The sequence below is a fragment of the Novosphingobium sp. genome (genome assembly GCF_039595395.1).
Classification (GTDB): domain Bacteria; phylum Pseudomonadota; class Alphaproteobacteria; order Sphingomonadales; family Sphingomonadaceae; genus Novosphingobium.
On sequence record NZ_JBCNLP010000006.1, the window covers coordinates 1,621,027 to 1,639,609 of the forward strand.

Annotated in this window: 14 protein-coding genes; 10 read left to right on the forward strand and 4 right to left on the reverse strand. The window is 65.2% G+C overall.

Annotation, left to right across the window (positions count from 1 at the left end):
* Positions 1 to 56 precede the first annotated feature (56 nt).
* Complete coding sequence (locus tag ABDW49_RS26715) at positions 57 to 2,468, reverse strand: TonB-dependent receptor (RefSeq protein WP_343616775.1); 2,412 nt, start codon at positions 2,466 to 2,468, stop codon at positions 57 to 59.
* Between the two features lie 273 nt (positions 2,469 to 2,741).
* Between ABDW49_RS26715 and ABDW49_RS26720 the strand changes: the two genes are divergently transcribed.
* The 6 genes from ABDW49_RS26720 (at position 2,742) to ABDW49_RS26745 (ending at position 11,420) form a co-directional block, all read left to right on the forward strand.
* Positions 2,742 to 3,782, forward strand: a complete 1,041-nt coding sequence (locus ABDW49_RS26720) for a LacI family DNA-binding transcriptional regulator (protein ID WP_343616776.1) — start codon at positions 2,742 to 2,744, stop codon at positions 3,780 to 3,782.
* Positions 3,783 to 3,910: 128 nt separating this feature from the next.
* The gene (locus ABDW49_RS26725; RefSeq protein ID WP_343616778.1) at positions 3,911 to 4,960 is read left to right on the forward strand and encodes a LacI family DNA-binding transcriptional regulator; all 1,050 of its coding nucleotides are present in this window, start codon (positions 3,911 to 3,913) and stop codon (positions 4,958 to 4,960) included.
* Between the two features lie 518 nt (positions 4,961 to 5,478).
* Complete coding sequence (locus ABDW49_RS26730; protein WP_343616780.1) at positions 5,479 to 7,872, forward strand: TonB-dependent receptor; 2,394 nt, start codon at positions 5,479 to 5,481, stop codon at positions 7,870 to 7,872.
* A 79-nt stretch (positions 7,873 to 7,951) separates the two neighbouring features.
* A complete protein-coding gene (locus ABDW49_RS26735) occupies positions 7,952 to 9,883 on the forward strand; it encodes a glycoside hydrolase family 3 N-terminal domain-containing protein (protein WP_343616782.1) in 1,932 nt (643 codons plus the stop codon).
* A gap of 83 nt (positions 9,884 to 9,966) precedes the next feature.
* On the forward strand, positions 9,967 to 10,884 hold the full coding sequence (locus tag ABDW49_RS26740; protein WP_343617407.1) for a formylglycine-generating enzyme family protein: 918 nt from the start codon (positions 9,967 to 9,969) through the stop codon (positions 10,882 to 10,884).
* A gap of 161 nt (positions 10,885 to 11,045) precedes the next feature.
* Entirely contained in the window at positions 11,046 to 11,420 is a 375-nt protein-coding gene (locus ABDW49_RS26745; protein WP_343616784.1) for a glutathione S-transferase family protein, read from the forward strand.
* A 274-nt stretch (positions 11,421 to 11,694) separates the two neighbouring features.
* Here ABDW49_RS26745 and ABDW49_RS26750 read toward each other — a convergent pair whose 3' ends face one another.
* Complete coding sequence (locus ABDW49_RS26750) at positions 11,695 to 13,890, reverse strand: TonB-dependent siderophore receptor (protein ID WP_343616786.1); 2,196 nt, start codon at positions 13,888 to 13,890, stop codon at positions 11,695 to 11,697.
* Positions 13,891 to 14,151: 261 nt separating this feature from the next.
* Here ABDW49_RS26750 and ABDW49_RS26755 point away from each other — a divergent pair, with 261 nt between their 5' ends.
* Genes ABDW49_RS26755 through ABDW49_RS26765 form a run of 3 tightly spaced genes read left to right on the forward strand, consistent with a single transcriptional unit; the run spans position 14,152 to position 14,794 of the window.
* On the forward strand, positions 14,152 to 14,343 hold the full coding sequence (locus ABDW49_RS26755) for a hypothetical protein (RefSeq protein ID WP_343616787.1): 192 nt from the start codon (positions 14,152 to 14,154) through the stop codon (positions 14,341 to 14,343).
* Positions 14,344 to 14,366: 23 nt separating this feature from the next.
* Positions 14,367 to 14,597, forward strand: a complete 231-nt coding sequence (locus ABDW49_RS26760; RefSeq protein WP_343616789.1) for a hypothetical protein — start codon at positions 14,367 to 14,369, stop codon at positions 14,595 to 14,597.
* A complete protein-coding gene (locus ABDW49_RS26765) occupies positions 14,576 to 14,794 on the forward strand; it encodes an EamA family transporter (protein ID WP_343616791.1) in 219 nt (72 codons plus the stop codon). The genes ABDW49_RS26760 and ABDW49_RS26765 overlap by 22 nt, the downstream gene beginning before the upstream one ends.
* A gap of 475 nt (positions 14,795 to 15,269) precedes the next feature.
* Here the strand turns inward: ABDW49_RS26765 and ABDW49_RS26770 are convergent, their stop codons facing one another.
* Both ABDW49_RS26770 and ABDW49_RS26775 read right to left on the reverse strand, forming a co-directional pair.
* The gene (locus ABDW49_RS26770) at positions 15,270 to 17,237 is read right to left on the reverse strand and encodes an ATP-binding protein (RefSeq protein WP_343616793.1); all 1,968 of its coding nucleotides are present in this window, start codon (positions 17,235 to 17,237) and stop codon (positions 15,270 to 15,272) included.
* Between the two features lie 82 nt (positions 17,238 to 17,319).
* Entirely contained in the window at positions 17,320 to 17,463 is a 144-nt protein-coding gene (locus ABDW49_RS26775) for a hypothetical protein (RefSeq protein WP_343616795.1), read from the reverse strand.
* A 350-nt stretch (positions 17,464 to 17,813) separates the two neighbouring features.
* Between ABDW49_RS26775 and ABDW49_RS26780 the strand changes: the two genes are divergently transcribed.
* Positions 17,814 to 18,566, forward strand: a complete 753-nt coding sequence (locus ABDW49_RS26780; RefSeq protein WP_343616797.1) for a response regulator transcription factor — start codon at positions 17,814 to 17,816, stop codon at positions 18,564 to 18,566.
* Positions 18,567 to 18,583 lie beyond the last annotated feature (17 nt).

Consider the following 18,583-nt stretch of genomic DNA (forward strand, 5'->3'; position numbering starts at 1 on the left):
CCTTCGTCTCGAAAAAGTCCGGAGCGGTGAAGACCACCGCCCCGGCAGAGGGGAACTTAAAAGCTGTAACCGATGGTCGCCCCGACATAGCGCATCGCCGCCTTGGGCACGAAAGCGGTGAGGTTGTTGGGCGTCACCGCCTGCGAGGTCAGCTCGCTGGCATGGCCCATGGCGGAATAGAAACGCTGGTCGGTGAGGTTCTTAAGGAAGATCGCGAAGCTCAACCCCTTGCCGGCGGGGCGCAGGCCCAGCGACAGGTCCACAGTGGCATAGGCCTTTTGCACCAGCAGCGGATCCTGCTCCAGCGCGAAGAGAACGCTGCTCTGATAGTTCAGATTGGCGTCGGCATAGGCGGTGTAGCGCCCCAGCGGCAGGTCGTAATGCGGGTTGAGCGTAAAGCGCCACTCGGGCGTGTTGGGCAGCACGCCATTGCGCACATTCTGGTTCGCGCCAGAGACCACACCATTGGCGCCCACCTGCTTGAAGCAGGCGTTGGTCGGTGCGGCGGCACCATAGGCCACGGTCGAGAAAGCGGCCTGATACTGCAGCGGGCAGGCCAGCCCGTCGGCATCGAAGCGCGCATGGGTGTAGGCGAAGGAGCCCGCGATGCTCAGCCGGTCGGTGGGGCGCACCGTGCCCTCGATCTCCACGCCCTTGGTTTCGGCGTGGCCGGCATTGGTCACCACGAAAAGGAAATTGCCCGTCGACTGGTCCGAGCGGTTGGCCTGAACCTGCAGATCCTTGTATTTGGCCAGATAGGCCGAGATGGCGATGCTCAGCTTGTGGTCGGCGGTGCTGCCCTTGAAGCCGACCTCATAGGCGTTGACGGTTTCGGGCCGCACCAGCGCATTGTTGTTGAAGGTCTGGTTGTATTCAGTGCCCAGCGACTGGCCCTTATAGCCGCGCGTGTAGGTGGCATAGGCCTGAGCGCGGCGGCTGAACTCATACTGCAGCCCCAGCTTGCCGGTCAGCACATTGTCGGCGGCGGCGGTATAACCGTTGGTGACGGCGACATTCTGGCTGTCTCCGGCGAAGGGCGGGGTGGCATATTGGAAGCCATAGACCGAGATGAATTCATGCTGCCAGCGCGCCCCGCCGATGGCTTTCAGACCGCCGACCAGATTGTAATCCACCTGGCCGAAAAAGGCATATTGGTCGCTGCGCAGATGCGCCAGACTCTGCCCCGATGAGCCCACGGTGTTGGCCGCCGGACAAGGCGCGCCGATGGCCAGACCCGCGGTGGCGGGCGCATTGCAGGTGACGATGCGGCGGGTGAAGCCGCGATCGATGGTGACGTCCGAATAGAACACGCCCGCGACATAGTTCAGCCGCCCCTGATGCGCGTTGGAGGCGCGCAGCTCCTGCGTGAAATTGCCCAACTGCCACGCCCCGCCATTGACATCGAAGGAGGCATAGTAAGGCGCCGCCGTACCGCCGGTGTAGATCGGCACGCCGGTGTTGATGTTGTCCACGTCCTGATTGTTGAACAGGTTGAACTTCTGATAGGCCGTGATGGAGGTCACCGAAATGGCATCGGCGTCATATTTCGCCTCGATCGAATAGACCTGCTGCTTGGTGGAGGTCACCGTGTCGAGGTTCGAGGACACCTGATTGTTGTTCGGCCCGGCCACCACCGGCGAAAGCAGCGTCGCCAGATTGGGATTGTCCGCGCGGATGAACACCGACTGGCAGCACAGAGTATGCGTGCGCCCGTAAGAGGCCGAGGCCAGCACATTGAGCCGGTCGAAATCGAACTCCACCTTGCCGCGCACGCCCCAGCTTTCCGAACCGTTGGTCTTGTGCCGCAGCGTGGTGTTGTAGGTGAAGCCGTCATCCTTGTTGTAGAAGGCGGTGAGGCGCGCCTTCACATGCTCGGCCAGCGGGCCCGAGACCGTGCCGTTGACGTGATATTCGCCCATTTCAGCGACCGTTGCCGACATCTTGCCGGTGAAGGTGTCGGTCGGGCGCGCGGTGACGATGTTGATCGCGCCGCCCGTGGCATTCTTGCCGAACAGCGTGCCCTGCGGCCCGCGCAGCACCTCGACCCGCTCGATGTCGGCCAGATCGGTGAAGCCCTGCGCGGCGCGGGCCATCACCACCCCGTCCATCACCACCGAAACCGAGGATTCATTGCCCACCCCGAACACCGCCGTGCCGATCCCCCGGATGCGGAAGGTGGAGTTGGTGGGATTGGTGCCCTGCGTATAGGTCAGCGAGGGCGAGATCTGGCCGATGTTGGTGGTGTCGGTGATGTTGCGCGTGGCCAGCGACTGAGCGCTGAGCGCGGTCACCGAAACGGGCACATCCTGCAGACGTTCGGCGCGTTTCTGCGCCGTCACCACGATCTCGCCGGGCGCCGGTTCCTCGGCGGCGGGCGCGGCATGGGGCGCGGTCTGCGCGCAGGCCGGATGGGCCAGCGCCGACATGGCGATCCCGGTCAGCAGCGTGGCGATCAATCGATTGGTCACGTGGTCCTCCCCCTATTTGGTGCATCTTGTGCGAGCATCAGGGGGCGCTGCCGGCATGATCCGGTTCGCAGTCTCACCCCCCGATGGCCGGGGCGTGTTCGCCCCTGATTTTATCAGCGTTTTATAAGCCCATGCGCCGAATCAACGTCAGCGCTGACGTTGATTGATATGGGTCAACGTCAGCGCTGTCAAACGATCCTTGATGGACCCGCGCGCAGCCCCTCGATCACCGCCATGGACAGCCCCCGCCCTGCTGCGCTAACGCCATGCGGCATGAGTGAAAAACGCCCCACCCTCGACGATGTCGCCCGCCTCGTGGGCGTCTCCGGCAAGACGGTCGCGCGCGTGATCAACGGCGAGCCCGGCGTGGGCGAGGCGATGCGCGCCCGCGTGATGGCGGTGGTCGAGCAGATCGGCTATCAGGCCAATGTCTCGGCACGGGCGCTGGCCAGTTCGCGCACCTTCCGCATCGGCATTCTGTCCTCGGCGATCACGCGCTTTTTCATGACGCAGATCTATCGCGGCGTGTCCGATGTGTGCCTGGCGCGCGGCTATCAGATGGTGCTGCGCGAGCTGGAGGGCAACACGCCCGAGGAACTGGTCGATCTGGAGCGGCAATTGCGCGCCAATCCGCTCGACGGCCTGTTCGTCGCCGCCCCGCTCAGCGACAATCACGCCCTGCTCGACATGCTGGACCGGCTGAAAATCCGCTATGTCCGCCATTCGCCCATCGATGACGTCGATCGCTCCGACGCGGTCTTTGCCGATGACGTGGCCGGGGCCAGCGCCCTTGCGCGCCATCTCTGGGATCTGGGCCATCGCCGCTTCGGCATTCTGCGCGGGCCGCATTTCCATCTGGCCGGACGGCTGCGCCACGATGCCTTTCGCGATCAGTTGCTGGCGCTGGGCGCCGACCCCGCCGAAATCAACGCCGTCATGTGGGAAAGGCCGCAGGATCAGGACACCGCCGGTTTTGCCGAGACCGCGCGCCTGCTCGCCCACCCGTCCCGCCCCACCGCCATTTCGGCCTTCAACGACGAGCTGGCCGCGGGCGCTCTGGCTCAGGGCCATCAGATGGGGCTGAGCCTGCCGCGCGATCTGGCGGTGGTCGGCTATGGCAATGCCGAATTCGCGCGGCTGACCTGGCCGCCCTTGACCACCGTGCGCCAGCCCAACCGCGAAATGGCCATCTGCGCGGTGGAATGGCTGACCAGCGCCCCGGTCGCTGCCGTGCGGCAACAGGCCTTTCCCATCGAGCTGGTCTATCGCGCCAGTTGCGGACGATTGCTCGGCAACCGCCCGATCTCGGGTTGACAAACCGCGTCATCGCGCGAATTTAGCGCTAAATAAGGTAAGGCTAAATCGCGCGCGCCTCCCCCCTTGCCTTTGGTCCGCGAAGGCTTAGGCAAGAGGTCCCCTTTCGCAAAGGACAGACAGCACACGTGGCCAGAGCCCCAAGACGATCCAGTCAGGCCGTGACCATGGCGATGGTGGCGCAGCGCGCGGGCGTGTCGACCATGACGGTCTCCAACGTCATCAACGGGCGCCAGACCACCGCCGAACCCACCCGCCAGCTTGTGCTCGAGGCGATCCGCGAACTGGGCTATCGCCCCAATGCCGCCGCGCAGGCGCTGGCCAGCGCGATCCAGCCGCATATCGGCCTGCTCTATCACAATGCGCAGAACGGCTTTGTCAGCGCGCTGTTGATCGGCGCTCTGGCGGGCGCCTCGAAGTTCCGCGTCCAGCTTACGGCCCAGCCCTTCGAGCGGCGCGAACTCGCCTCCATCGGCGACCATATCGACCAGTTGATCCGCGATGGCGTCAACGCCCTGCTGCTGCCGCCGCCGCTGGGCGAGATCATCAATGACAGCCCCCTGGCCCGGCAGATCGGCATCCCGATGATCGCCCTGGCCCCCGGTGACACGCTGAGCCGCATCCCCTCGGTGCGCATCGACGATGTCTCGGCCGCGCATGAGATGACGCGCCATCTGATCGCCATGGGCCACCGGCGCATCGGCTTTATCCGCGCCAATGGCACCAATCTGATCCGCCAGACCCGCCATCGCGGCTATTGCGCGGCGCTGGAAGAGGCCGGCCTGCCCTATGACCCGGCGCTGGTGGTGGACAGCGCGCTGAATTACGAAACCGGCATGACGGCGGCCACCATGCTGCTCACCCTGCCCCGGCGGCCCAGCGCCATCCTGTCGAGCAATGACGAAATGGCCGCCGCGACGATCTCGGTGGCCCATCGCATGGGCCTTTCGGTGCCGGGGGATGTGTCGGTCTGCGGTTTCGACGATGATCCGCTGGCGGTGAAAATCTGGCCCGAACTCACCACCATGCACCAGCCGATCGCCCAGATCGCCGAGCGCGGCATGGCCGAGCTGGTGCAGCGGTTGCGCGATCCCGGCAAGGAGGCGCCGCAGCCCGAGGCTATCTATCTGCCCTACACGCTGATCCAGCGCGAGTCGGTGGGCCGCGTCGAGGGCTGAGCCCATGGTCGCCTCGCCCGAGGGACAGGCCTGATCGCAGAGCAACATCGTTTTAAAATCCCGACAGTTGCCTTTCTGCATCATGCAATTTCCATAAAATTTGCTTTCTATCAATGCGATGCCAAACTGGCCGCTTGCTGCGACCTTTCGGCTCCACGATTGACACTTCTCTCCGGAAGTATATTTTAGCGCTATAAATTCAAACGCTGGAACTCAGGCAAAACGCCGGGCTTCCATATGGGATTGAGCTTGCGCCCCGAACAGAAGGGCAGCGGGCCGGGGAGGGAACGAGACAGATGACATCCCAGCCATAGAAGAATGAGCGCGGCACACAGCCTGCGCCATGGCCGGCATTTTCAACGCGGAAATCGCGCCCGATCGGGCCGCTTCCCACTCCCCGGCAACCGCCCTGTTCCATCCGGCATCCACCATGCCGGAACCGGGCGCGCATGCCTGACAGATATGACGACACACGGGCGCCGCCAGACGGCAGCCCCTTCCGGGATGGAGAAACAACAATGACCAAGACCCTGTTGCGCGGCGGCGTTGCCCCGCTGTCTTTGGCCCTGGCCGTGCTGGCGCCCTGCGCCGCTCTGGCCCAAACCGCGCCTGCCGCTGCCCCGGCCGCTGACGGCCCGGCCCCCGGCGACATCGTGGTGACCGCGCAAAAGCGCTCCGAGCGCCTGCAGGACGTGCCGCTGGCCGTCACCGCCGTGGGTGGCGACATGCTGGCCAAGCGCCAGATCAATGACACCAGCTCGCTGGTCGCCGCCGTGCCCTCGCTGACCTTCCAGCAGGGCGCCAATCCCACCAACACCGTCTTCCGCATCCGCGGCATCGGCACCGCGCTCTTCGGTCAGGGCGTGGAATCCTCGGTCTCCACCGTGGTCGATGGCGTGGTCGCCGTGCGCGCCGCCCAGGGCTTCTCGGACCTGTCCGATGTCGAGCGCATCGAGGTGCTGCGCGGGCCGCAGGGCACGCTGTTCGGCAAGAACGCCACCGCCGGCGTCATCAGCGTCACCACCGCCCGCCCCTCGCACAAGCTGGAAGCCGGCTTCGACGCCACCATCGCCGAGCATGACGAATATCGCGTCAAGGGCACCGTCTCGGGCCCGCTCAGCGACACGGTGCGCGCCCGCATCTCGGGCTTTTACAACAATGTGAAGGGCGTCACCTACAATGTCGGCACCGGCAAATGGGTGAACGGCGAAAAGAGCGGCGGCGTGCGCGGCAAGCTCGAATGGGATGCGGCGGACAATCTCAACCTGCTCTTCACCGGCGAATACCGCCAGAGCGACTCCAACTGCTGCGCCTCCACGCTGATCGCGGCCACCACGCCCGGCCTGCTGCAGGTGATGGGGCCCGTCACGCCCGGCCGCAACAACCGCACCATCAGCGAAGACAGCGACACCTATGCCAACAGCCGCTCGCAGACCTATTCGATGCAGGCCAACTGGGACCTCGACAAGGTCACGCTGACCTCGGTCACCGCCTATCAGAAGTATCATCTGGCGGTGAACCAGCCGATCGACCGCATCAATTCGACCACGCCGCTCTATCTGGGGCCGACGTCCGCCGCGCCCTATTCCTACTGGAACCAGAACCACGGCATCGTCGACCTCTCGGCCTTCAGCGAGGAGCTGCGCGTCGCCAACAAGGGCCATGGCCGCTTCAACTATGTCGGCGGCGTGTTCTTCATGACCAGCATCCTCGACCGTCCCTTCGACCGTCGCCGCGCCCAGTGCACCGGCGGCACGCTCTATCAGGCCTGCCCCGCCGCCAACACCGTGTGGCAGTCGGCGGCCAGCGACGCGCATCTCAAGCAGACCAGCGTGGCCGCCTTCGGTCAGGTCGACTATCAGGTGTGGCGCGGCCTGAAGGCCATCGGCGGGCTGCGCGTCGGCTATGAGGAAGGCACCAACGCGGGCTGGCGTCAGGGCGCGATCCAGCCGGGCGATGTGGTGTTCCCCTCGAACGGCACCTCCTCGGGTTCGACCTCGGCGCATGACACCTCGCTGACCGGCAAGGTGGGGCTGCAGTATGAGTTCAGCCGCAGTGCGCAGGCCTATGGCTCCTACACGCGCGGCTACAAGGGGCTGGGTTACGACACCGAAATCTCGAACGGTTTCGCCAGCCAGACCGTGCTGAAGCCCGAATATGTCAACGCCTATGAGCTGGGCTTCAAGGGCAGCGCCTTCGACCGCAAGCTGAGCTTCAACGCTGCGCTGTTCCTCTCGGAATACAGCAATCTGCAGGTGCAGGCCAACCGCTCGGACCCAGCGACCGGCGTGATCCAGTTCGTGCCGACCAATGCGGGCACCGCCTCCTCGCGCGGGGTCGAGCTGGAAACGACCTTCCGCCTCAACAGCCACTTCTCCCTCAACGCCTCGGTCACCTACGCCAAGACCGAGGTCAACATCGACGGGCTGAACTGCCCGATCGAGTTCCAGAACACCACCTCCTCGCCCGCCAGCAGCGGCATGCCGATCAACCAGTGCTATCGCAACGGCACGACCTATCAGCAGAACCTGCGCGGCGCCCCGCTGCCCGCCAGCCCCAAGTGGCGCATCAGCGCGGTGCCCCGTTATGAGGCGCCGGTCAGCAGCAATCTGAACGCCTTCGGTCAGATCGGCGTGGTCTACACCAGCGCGCAGAACTTCACGCTGGAGCAGGACCCGCTGGCGGTGCAGGGCGCCTATACGCTGGTCGATGCCAGCATCGGGCTTTCGGATGCGTCGGGCCGCTACACCTTCACGCTTTTCGTGAAGAACCTGTTCGACAAGAACTATCTGACCAGCATCGGCCACAACTCGCTGCTCTCCACGACGGCGACGCCCTATGACATGGTGGGCACCTACAACAAGGATGCATCGCGCTACTTCGGCGGCTCGATCTCCTACCGCTTCCGTTAAGCGCGGAAGCCATCCGGGGCGGCGCGCAGAGCATTTGCGCGCCGCCTCTTTGACCTTCTTTTCCGGGAGCCCGCGCCTGATGTCCCGCCCGCTTGCCACTGCTCTTTTGCTGCCTCTGGTGTCGCTTGCCCTGTGCGGCGCGACGAAGGACGCGCCCCGCTGGCGCGATCTCAACCACAATCACCGCCTCGATCCCTATGAGGATGCGCGCCTGACGCCGACGCAGCGCACCGAAGACCTGCTGGCGCGCATGACGCTGGAAGAGAAGGTGGGCACGCTGCTGCATGGCTCGCTGCCGGCGCCGGGCTCCTCCTCGGGCACGTCGAGCGAGGGCTATGACATGCAAGCGGTCAAAACGCTGATCGGGGAGGGCAAGCTCACCAGCTTTATCAGCCGCCTGACGCTGCCGCCCGCGCAGATGGCCAAGGCCAACAACGATGTGCAGGCCATCGCCGCCGCCACGCGGCTGGGCATTCCCGTCACCATCAGCACCGATCCGCGCAGCCATTTCCAGGCGGTGATGGGCATGAGCAACGGCAGCGTAGGCTTCTCGCAATGGCCCGAGACGCTGGGCTTTGCCGCGCTGGGCGATCCTGCGGTGGTGAAGCGCTTCGGGGCGATTGCCGCGCGCGAATATCGCGCCGTGGGCATCCATATGGCGCTTTCGCCTCAGGCCGATCTGGCCAGCGAACCGCGCTGGGGCCGACAGGTGGGCACCTTCGGTTCGGACCCGGCAACAGTCTCGGCGCTGACGGCTGCCTATATCGAGGGCTTTCAGGGCGGCGCGGGCGGCGTCACCCCCACGGGCGTGGCCACGGTGGTCAAACACTGGGTCGGCTATGGCGCCGAGCCCGAGGGTTTCGACGGCCACAACATCTATGGCCGTACCGCCAGGCTGGACGACCGCAGCTTCGCCCTGCATCTGGCTGCCTTCAAGGGCGCGCTGGCGGTGCATCCGGCGGGTGTGATGCCCACCTATGTCATCACCACCGGCGTCACGCTGGACGGCAAGCCGCTCGAACCGGTGGGCGCGGGCTTCAGCAAGCAATTGCTGACCGATCTGCTGCGCGGGCGCGAAGGCTATAGGGGACTGATCCTCTCCGACTGGGCGATCACCAATGACTGCACCGGCACCTGCGCCGCGCCGACCGCCGAGAAGCCCCAGGTGCCCCCCGCGATCGGCATGCCATGGGGCGTGGAGGGACTCACCAAAGCGCAGCGCTTCGCCAAATCCGCCGAGGCTGGTGTCGACCAGTTCGGCGGCGTCAACGATCCGGCGCCGCTGCTGGAGGCGGTGCATGCCGGCACAATCTCGCCCGAGCGCATCGATGCGGCGGTGCGCCCGGTGCTGATGCTGAAATTCCAGCTTGGCCTGTTCGATCATCCCTTTGTCGATGTGGCGCAGGCCGCGCGCATCGTGGGGGCGCCACAGGCGCAGCATGAGGCCGATGCCGCGCAGCGTGCCTCGCAAGTGCTGCTGGAAAACCGTAATCACCTGCTGCCGCTCCACGCCTCGGGACGCCGCGCCTGGCTGCTGGGCATCGCGCCTCAGGCCGCCAAAGCCGCCGGTTTCACACCGGTCGAGGACCCGGCACAGGCCGATGTCGCCCTGATGCGCGCCGCCGCGCCGCATGAAAAGCTGCACCCGAACCACTTCTTCGGCGGGCGCCAGAGCGAGGGCAGGCTCGACTTTCAGCCCGGCGATCCGCTGCTCGCGGCGCTGGCCCGACTGCCCGCAAAATTGCCGGTGGTGCTGGCCGTCGATATGGACCGGCCCGCGATCCTCACCAATGTGAAGGACCGCGCGGGCGCCCTGCTCGCCGTTTTCGGCGCGAGCGATGCCGCGCTGCTCGATGTGGTGACCGGCAAGGCGGTGGCGCGCGGACGCCTGCCTTTCGAACTGCCCTCCTCCATGGCGGCGGTCATGGCGCAAAACCCGGCCCTGCCCGACGACAGCGCCCAGCCGCTCTATCGCCGGGGCGATGGCATCGTGGCGGGGGCGCATCGGTGATGGTTGTCGCCCCCATCCATCTGGCCTAGAGATTGGGGATGGCCATGGACCCCAACGCAGCATCCCGCCCCGCTCCCGATGGCATGGTGGCCATCCCCGGTGGCACCTTCACCATGGGATCAACCGCCTTTTACCCTGAGGAAGCGCCGCTGCGCCGGGTCAAGGTCGATCCTTTCTGGATCGACGAAGTGCCTGTGACCAACGCCGAATTCGCCCGCTTTGTCGAAGCGACCGGCTATCGGACCTTCGCCGAAATCGCGCCCGATCCCGCGCAATATCCCGGCATGGACCCGGCGCTGGCGGTGCCCGGCTCGGCGGTGTTCACGATGACCGACCGGCCGGTCGACACGTCGGACCCGTCGCAATGGTGGCACTGGATGCCCGGCGCCGACTGGCGCCACCCCACCGGGCCGGACAGCGGGATCGCGGATCTGATGGACCATCCGGTGGTGCATGTGGTGCATCAGGATGCCGCCGCCTATGCCGCCTGGGCGGGCAAGGCGCTGCCCACCGAGGCCGAGTTCGAATGTGCCGCGCGCGGCGGGCTGGTCGACAAGGAATTTGCCTGGGGCGATGAGCTGGCACCAGGCGGCGTGCATCAGGCCAACACCTGGCAGGGCCTGTTCCCCTTCGCCAATCTGGCCGAGGATGGCTGGATCCGCACTAGCCCGGTGAAGGCCTTTCCCGCCAATGGTTATGGCGTTTTCGACATGATCGGCAATGTCTGGGAATGGTGCGAGGACTGGTGGAGCCTGCCCGAAACCGCGAAAAAGAAAGCCAAATCCGCCTGCTGCGCCGTCAGCAACCCGCGCGGCGGCTTTCGCGCCAAAAGCTTCGATCCGGCCAGCCCCCTCGTCAAGATCCCGCGCAAGGTGCTGAAGGGCGGCTCGCATCTGTGCGCGCCCAGCTATTGCCAGCGCTATCGCCCCGCCGCCCGCCATCCGCAGAGCGTGGACAGCTCCACCAGCCATATCGGCTTCCGCTGCGTGCTGCGGGGCTGAACGGGGCTGGCCAGCCCCGCTCATTTCATCTTCCCAGAATTTTTAATTGTGTTTTTACCCAGGGGTATGGCGCCCACCGCTGACAAAGGCGACGTGCAGAGCCAATGGTCAGTTTGCCACAAGCTGCCGTCTGTTCATAACCAGCGGCGATCAACGTCAGGATGCTTGTCCGCCTGTTCGACAACTATGCGATGACGCCGATGCAGGCGATCGTCGGTGATGCCTTGCGCCCTGACGATCAACGCGACGCCTTTGGCGTGGAGCGGGCCAGGGGGATGCTCGATACGGCCTATGACTGGTGGGATCGCCGTATGCGCTCACGTGAATGGGCGGCGGGAGACGCTTTCTCGCTGGCCGATTGCGCCGCCGGCCCGTCGCTGTTCTATGCAGACTGGGCGCATCCGATCGGCGACCAATTTCCGCAACTCGCCGCTTACCGCGCAAGGTTGCTGACGCGACCGAGCGTCAGACGCTGTGTCGATGAGGCACGGCCCTATCGCAGGTTTTTCCCATTGGGCGCCCCCGATCGCGATTGATCGGTTTCTCTCGGTCAAGCGCGAAAAGCGCGTACGATTTCGCCAAAAAAGCCGACCTTTCCGGGTCCAGTTGCCCTGGTTAAATGCTGCCGGTAGTTCAGGGCATCAACCAAGGCTCATTGCGATCGCGAAACCCGGAGTACTGCCGGGCATTGAGCCGGGAAAATGCGTCAAATCGTACCCTGCGATCAAATAACGGCCAGACAGCGAAAGGGGCAAGTGTCGCCACCCGCCCCTCGACGCCATCGGCATTACAGGATCCGAAATTGCCGGATCAGAAGCGGTAATTCGCGCTCACCGTGAAGTTGCGCGGCTCGCCATAACGATATTGGCTGAACGAGCCGATCTGGCTGAAATAGGTCTTGTCCAGCAGATTATCGATATTCGCCTGCAGGCTCGCCCGATCGGTGAGGTTAAGGCGCATCATCAGACTGACCAGCGCAAAGCCATCCTGCTGGAAACGGAACGCCGTCGTGGTGCCGGTAATCGTGCCGTTCGTGTAGCCCGAGCTGCGATAGTTCATGCCGCCGCCGAAGGTCAGACCCTGCAGGATGGTCGGGATCGTATAGGTCGAGAAGACCTTGAACACGCTGCGCGGCTGATCGGCGTTGGCATCGAGTCCGGCGGCGGTTTTGGCGCGGAACAGGCTGTAACCGGCATTCAGGTTCCAGTTCGGCAGCGGGCTGCCCGTCGCCTCAAGCTCGAAGCCTTCGCTCACCACGCCCCGCGCCCCGACATAGGGCTGGTACAACTGAGCCAGCGTGACGCCCGGAATGGCAATCTGCTCGCCATCGACCTGCCCGAGATTGTCCTGCTCGATGCGGAAAAGGGCGGCCGAGGTCTGCAACGCCTCGTTGAAGAAGGCGCTCTTCACGCCGACCTCGTAGGACTTGCCGGTGACCGGGTCGAGCTGATTGTAGTTCCTGTCACGCAGGTTCTGCGGCTGATAGATGGTGGTGTAGCTGGCATACAGGCGATGGTTGTGCGCCAGATCCGCCAGCACACCGGCGTAGGGAATGAAGACGTCCTTGTTGCCGTAATTGCTGACCGTGCCATAAGCCACGCCGGTCTGCCGCCACGAGGCGAGACGCCCGCCGCCGATCACCTTCAGCCAATCCGCCACATTGATGCGCAGCGCGCCATAATAGCCGATCTGCTTGATCCGCTGCTTTTCCACGCCTACGTTCGGCGTCGTCGAGAAGCCGGCATTCGGATAGGAATTGGCGTTCCACGTCAGGAAGTTCCCGGCCGGCGGGTAGCCACCGAGCGGCGTGTAGGAGTCGGTCTGGCGGTTGATGACGCTGTTCAGATAGCCCAGCACCAGTTCATGGTCGCGACCAAAGACGGTCAGCTTGCCCTTCAACTGCGCATCGTAGCTGTTCTGAATGCTCTCGCCATAGGCCGAATAGGGATTGCTGGCGAGGCCGAGGCCGGTCGTCTTGTCCACCTTGCCCGAGAGATACAGGATCTGCGTGAACTGCGTGTTGCGGTTGCGGTTGTAATTGCCGGTCAGGCTCCAGCCGTTGCCGAAATTATGGCTGAGCGTGGCGAAGGCGGACTGATTGACCGTCTGCCAGGTCGTCCACGGCTGGGTGGTGGTCTTCGAGCGATCCCAGTTGGCGACGGTGTTGTCGCTGTAGAAGGTCGGCAGGCTGCCCCAGAAGACGCCGTGCGGCGTGTTCTTCTGATGGCTGAAGCCCGCGCGCAGCAGCGTGTCCGGCGTGATGTCGGCATCGACGACCCCGTAGAGCACGAGCTTCTTGTTCCTGTAGAAGTCGGTGAAGCCTTTGCCCTGTTCATAGCGGGCCACACCGCGCACGCGCACGCGCCCTTCGGCGTCGACCTTGCCGCCGACATCGCCCGACAGGCGCCAGGTATCCCAACTGCCGTAGGCCGCGTTGGCGTAGCCGCCCCACTTCGTCTTGTCGGCATGCTTGCGCACAAAGTTGATCGAGGCGGAAGGGTCACCCACGCCGCTCAGCAGGCCGGTGGCGCCGCGCACAATCTCGACGCGATCGTAAATCGACACGTCGGCGATGGTTTCGCCCCGGTCGCCGCCCAGCGCCCATGCGGTCGGCACGCCGTCGATCTGGGTGTTCTGGATCTGGAAGCCGCGCGCGTAGAAGGAGTTGCGGACGTCATCGGTTTCCTTGACGACCACGCCGATGCCGTTCTCGACCACGTCCTTCACGCTGATGAGGTTCTGGTCGAGGATGCGCTGCGCCGTCACGATGCTGACCGACTGGGGCGTCTCGCGAATGGTGAGGCCAAGGCCGGTGGCAGTGTCGATCTTGTTGGGGATCGTGTATTTGCCGCTGACGACGATGCCCGTTTCGTCCTCGCTGGCTGGCGCGTCCTTTTCGGCAAGCGATGGCGCGGCGGGTGCAGGCGCATCGGCGGCTTGCGCCCAGATCGGCACCGCACATGCCACGAGCGCCACGCCCAGGCAGAGCTTGAATTTGGTTGCCAATGTCGTTCCCCGCTGTTCGTCATATCAATCGACGCCGCGATCGAGCGACGTTAGGGATGCGGTTATCGCTATTGCCAATTGATTGCAATAAGCTTTATGTTTTTGCTATAGGGCATTCGCCGTACAAGTGATGCCCAGTCCCCGCAGGCAGCAAAACCGCCGAAGAGCAGCCATATATTCAAGGGCCGACAAGCATCTTGAGGTGACGAAAGGCCGGACAGTCCACATCGCATCGTTAACTGTTATGGGCCACCCCTGAGGTTGCGCAGCACGCTGATCGAGGGCTTCGTCGGCACTTTCACTATGGCCGGCTATATGGGCAGCTGCATCGTGGCGATCGGTCGGGGTGTGCCCACCGGTCTGGTGGCGCTGATGCCGGATATGCTGCCGCTGGCCATCGCGCTGTTTTCCATCTCGATCCTGGGTCAGCAAATTCCCGGACGGAATGGCTAGGCATTGGCATTGCGTTGGTGGGGATGCTGACTGCGTCGGCAGGCACGGTTCATGTGGGTGGTGCGCCCTTCTGGGCCTATGCGCTGCCCATCACCGGCATGGCCTCTATGACACTGGTAACGCTGATGCATCGTCGCTGGACCACCAGCACGTTGGTGTTCCTGACCTTTGCCTTGCAAAGCGGCTCTATTTTGCCATCGCTGGTGGCGGGCTTCTGGAACGGTATTCATGGTTGGTCGCATTGGCAACATTAGGCAGCTACGGCCTCTATTATGTTTGCCTGAGCCGCTTTTCACCGACGAAGGTCAGCACGGTGCTGTATCTCAGCCCACCCGTGGCGATGCTCTGGGCGCGAGCCATGTTTGGCGAACCGCTCTCACTGGGCATGGGGATCGGGCTGGTTGTGACGTTGGGCGGTGTGTTTATCGCCAATCGCGGCGGGCAACATTGACGGTGGTGTCGTCAGCCTGGTGGGCGTAAGATTGTGACCTCGGTGCTATTCAACCCTTCTATGTGTTCTTGCCTCCGTTCCAATTTCACCTTTTGGTGAACGAATAAGCCGGCTTCGCCAGGCTCAGGGCCGCACTGACCATCGTTGAGTCAAACAACCTTGGTTTGGGTTTGGGCGGCTGGCGGAAGCTGTGATCAGCATCCTGTCGCCCAGAGCCGAACCTGCTCGTTTGGGGCAAGTTCGATACCGAACAGATCTGTTAGGAAAGGCCTTTTTAGGAATATGCCAGTCGGCTTCCCGACAAAGAGCATACTCCTTACCGACAAATGCCGCACCAGCTCTTTGGTCTTTCCTGAGCTGCCAGGCAAATCACTGCCAGCCCAGGCGCGCGAGGTGTTTGATCCCAGGGTTTGACGGTGCGATCCTTTCGCTGGAATGGAAAGTATGGTTATACTGCCAGTCAGCCCCTCAGGCCTCATGCCGCCAGCCTTGGCCGCGCATCATAGACGACAGGCATCGTCAGCACGGCGGCAAAGCCCTCGCTGCCGCGGCGGAAACGGATATCGCCGCCATGCGCCCGAGCGATCGAGCGGCAGACCGCCAACCCCAGCCCGCTGCCAGGGCGGCCCGAACGGCGCGCCTGGGGGCTGCGGTAAAAGGGCTCGAACACGCGGTCCAGATCCTCATCGGGAATGCCGGGACCCGCGTCGAGGATTTCGGCCATGGCCTCGCCATGATCCAGCGTCACCCGCACGCGGGCGCGCTCGCCATATTTGACGGCGTTTTCCAGCAGATTGCTCAGCAGGCGGCGCAGGCCCGCCGGATCGACCTCCACCATCGTCGGCACCTGCCCGATCAGTTCGACATCGGCGCCCACCAGACGGGCATCGGCAATGCTGTCGGCCACCAGATCGGCCAGATCGAGGCGCTGGCGCACGCCCGGCGTGGAGGCATCGCGGATAAAGGCGATCACCTCATGGATCATGTCCTCCATCTCGGCCACCTCGCGCAGCAAGGCCGGGCGCTGGTCGTCGCTCACATCCTCCAGTCGGAAGCGCAGGCGCGTAAGAGGCGTGCGCAGATCATGGCTGATCGCCCCAACCATGGCGGTGCGATCATCGACGAAGGCGCGCAGGCGGTTATGCATCTGGTTGAAGGCATGGGCGGCGCGACCGATCTCGGCCGGGCCGCTCAGCGGGATGATGGTGGCCGAAGGATCGCGCCCCAGCATCTCGGCGGCGCGCGCGAAGCCCTCCAGCGGCAGCACGATGCGCCGCGCGAAGAACCAGGCCAGCGGGCTGACGAACACCAGCGAGAGGATGAACCACAGCAGCACCTGCTTCTGCCAGCGGTTGGGGAAAGGTTCGGCGCGCGGGGCCACGGCCACCCAATGTCCATCGGGGCGGCGCACGGCGGCGATGAAATCGCCCTCGATAAAGGGCGGCGTCGCGCGGTCGAGCAGGCCTTGCGGCTGGCTGCGGAAGGGAATGGGCTGCGGCTTCTCGGCATGGGCAGCGACGGGCGATTGCGCGCCCCTGGGGGCAACCGTGGGCAGAGCCGTTGCGGGAAGCGCCATCTCCAGCGGCGCTGTGCGGGCGCCCACCAGCGGGGCGGCTTCGACATGGGGGGCCACCCTTGGCGCAGCGGCGGGCGAGGATGAGGGCTGAGCGGCGGGCAGCGGGGGCGCCACACTGTCCCGCGCCTCCGGCAAGCTCTGATCCGGCGCGAAAGCCTCGCGCGGCAAGGGCGCGCGCAGCTGGCTCAGCACAGTTGCCCCCAGCGCGGGGCCGCTGCCCGCCGGATTGGGCGCTGACGGCCCCATCGGCAGGCCCTCGTGGGAGGGGCCGGTGCCCCTTGCGCCGCTATTGCCGCCCGGGCCGGGGCCTGGCATGCCGCCGCCTCTGGCGCCGCCGGGATATCCACCGCCGGGCATGCCGCCTGGGAAGCCCACATTGGGCAGCGGCCCTCCCGGGAAACCACCGCCTGGGCCACCGGGGCCGCCGGGCATGCCTTGCGCATAGGCGCGGGGCACGGTGAAGGGCGAGACGCTGGCGGAGCGCGCCGTAAAGGGCACCCGCTGGCGGGCGGGGATGGCCACGCCGCCCACCGGCAACTGGGTATAGAAGGCCAGCACGATGTCATCCACCGGCTTGCCCAGTTGTTTTGCCAGCGCCTCGCGCGCGGTCTGCGATATCAGCCAGCCGGTGCCCTCGACATCGGGCGGGCCGTCCAGCCGAGCCTGCTCCAGATCCGGGTCCAGCCCGCGCCCGGCAAGCGCCGTCGCGACGGAATCGAGGTTCCATTGGCGTGGCGGATGGGGCGGCAGCAGCAGGGTCAGCGCCAGCGTCACCAGCTGCGCGGCGACCAGCGTGCACACCAGCATGGCGACCAGTTGCCAGCCCAGCGGCGGCCCGGCCAGACGGGGAAAGCGCGGTGTTCTCATGGCGTGCTGCTCTGCCACAGAAGGGCTGGCCGCAGGAAGTCTTTTGGCGCGCGGCATCAGCAGCAGCGCCGGGTACGGGTGGTCATACGCGCCCCACCACACTGAGAATGCCCGCCGCGACCAGCAGCCCGACCACCGTGGCGACAGCCGCGACGCGTTCGGGGCGGGGTTCGCCCAGCCAGCGCAGCGCAAGCGCGATCCGGCGCGGTTTCGGCGATGCCTTCATCCCCTCCTCCCTTCGTCATACCGGAAAAGTCGGGGCCGCCTGCGGACATGAACGGGTGCGACCTCGCGTCCTGTCCAATCGACGGCCCCGACGCCGACACCGGTCCTGATCGACCCGGCGGCGGCAAGCAGGCAGTGCGCGGTCTTCGTCAACAACGATCCAGAGCCCGCCACAGGGGCGGACGGGCCATGATCGAGAGAGGAAGCTGCCTGCACAGGTTTTTTCTGGGGGCCCCATGTTGCAGGCGGATTTCACGGATGTCGCGCCCGGATGTCAGCGGGCCAATGGGCTGAAATGCTGTTGGCGCGCGGCCTTGCTATCACTCCATGATGCACATATCACCTTGCACCATGGACCTCGATACCTCGATCTTGATCGTGGATGACGATGACGGCATTCGCGGCCTGATCAGCGATTTCCTGCAGAAGCACGGTTATCGCACGGACACCGCCGCGGATGCCCCCACGATGCGCGCCATGCTGGCGCAGCAGCGCTATGACCTGATCGTGCTCGACGTGATGATGCCGCGCGAGGACGGGCTGACCGCCCTGCGCCAGCTGGGCCCGGACGCGCCCCCCGTCATCATGCTGAGCGCGGTGGGCAGCGATATCGACCGGATCGTCGGGCTGGAAATGGGCGCCGACGACTATCTGGCCAAACCCTGTAACCCGCGCGAGCTGCTGGCCCGCATCCGCACGGTGCTGCGCCGTGAGGCACGCGCGGGCTCCGCCACCGGCCAGACGACGGCATCGGAGGCCGCGCCCGCGGAGCCGGCCCAGCCGGTGCTGCATTTCGCCGGTTGGCAGCTGGACATCGGCATGCGTCTGCTGATCGATCCCGCCGGGCAGGCGATCACCCTGACCGATGGCGAATTCCGCCTGATGCGCGCCTTTGCCGAACATCCGCGCCGGGTGCTGACGCGTGACCAATTGCTCGACTGGTCACGCGGGGAAGACAGCGACCAGTTCGACCGCGCCATCGACGTGCAGCTCAGCCGCCTGCGGCGCAAGCTGTCGATGGGCGAAGGCGGGCAGGATGTGATCCGCACGATCCGCAATGAAGGCTATCTCTTCCAGCCGGTGGTGACCCAGCGCGCCGGATAGGCCTTGCCGGCCCGGGG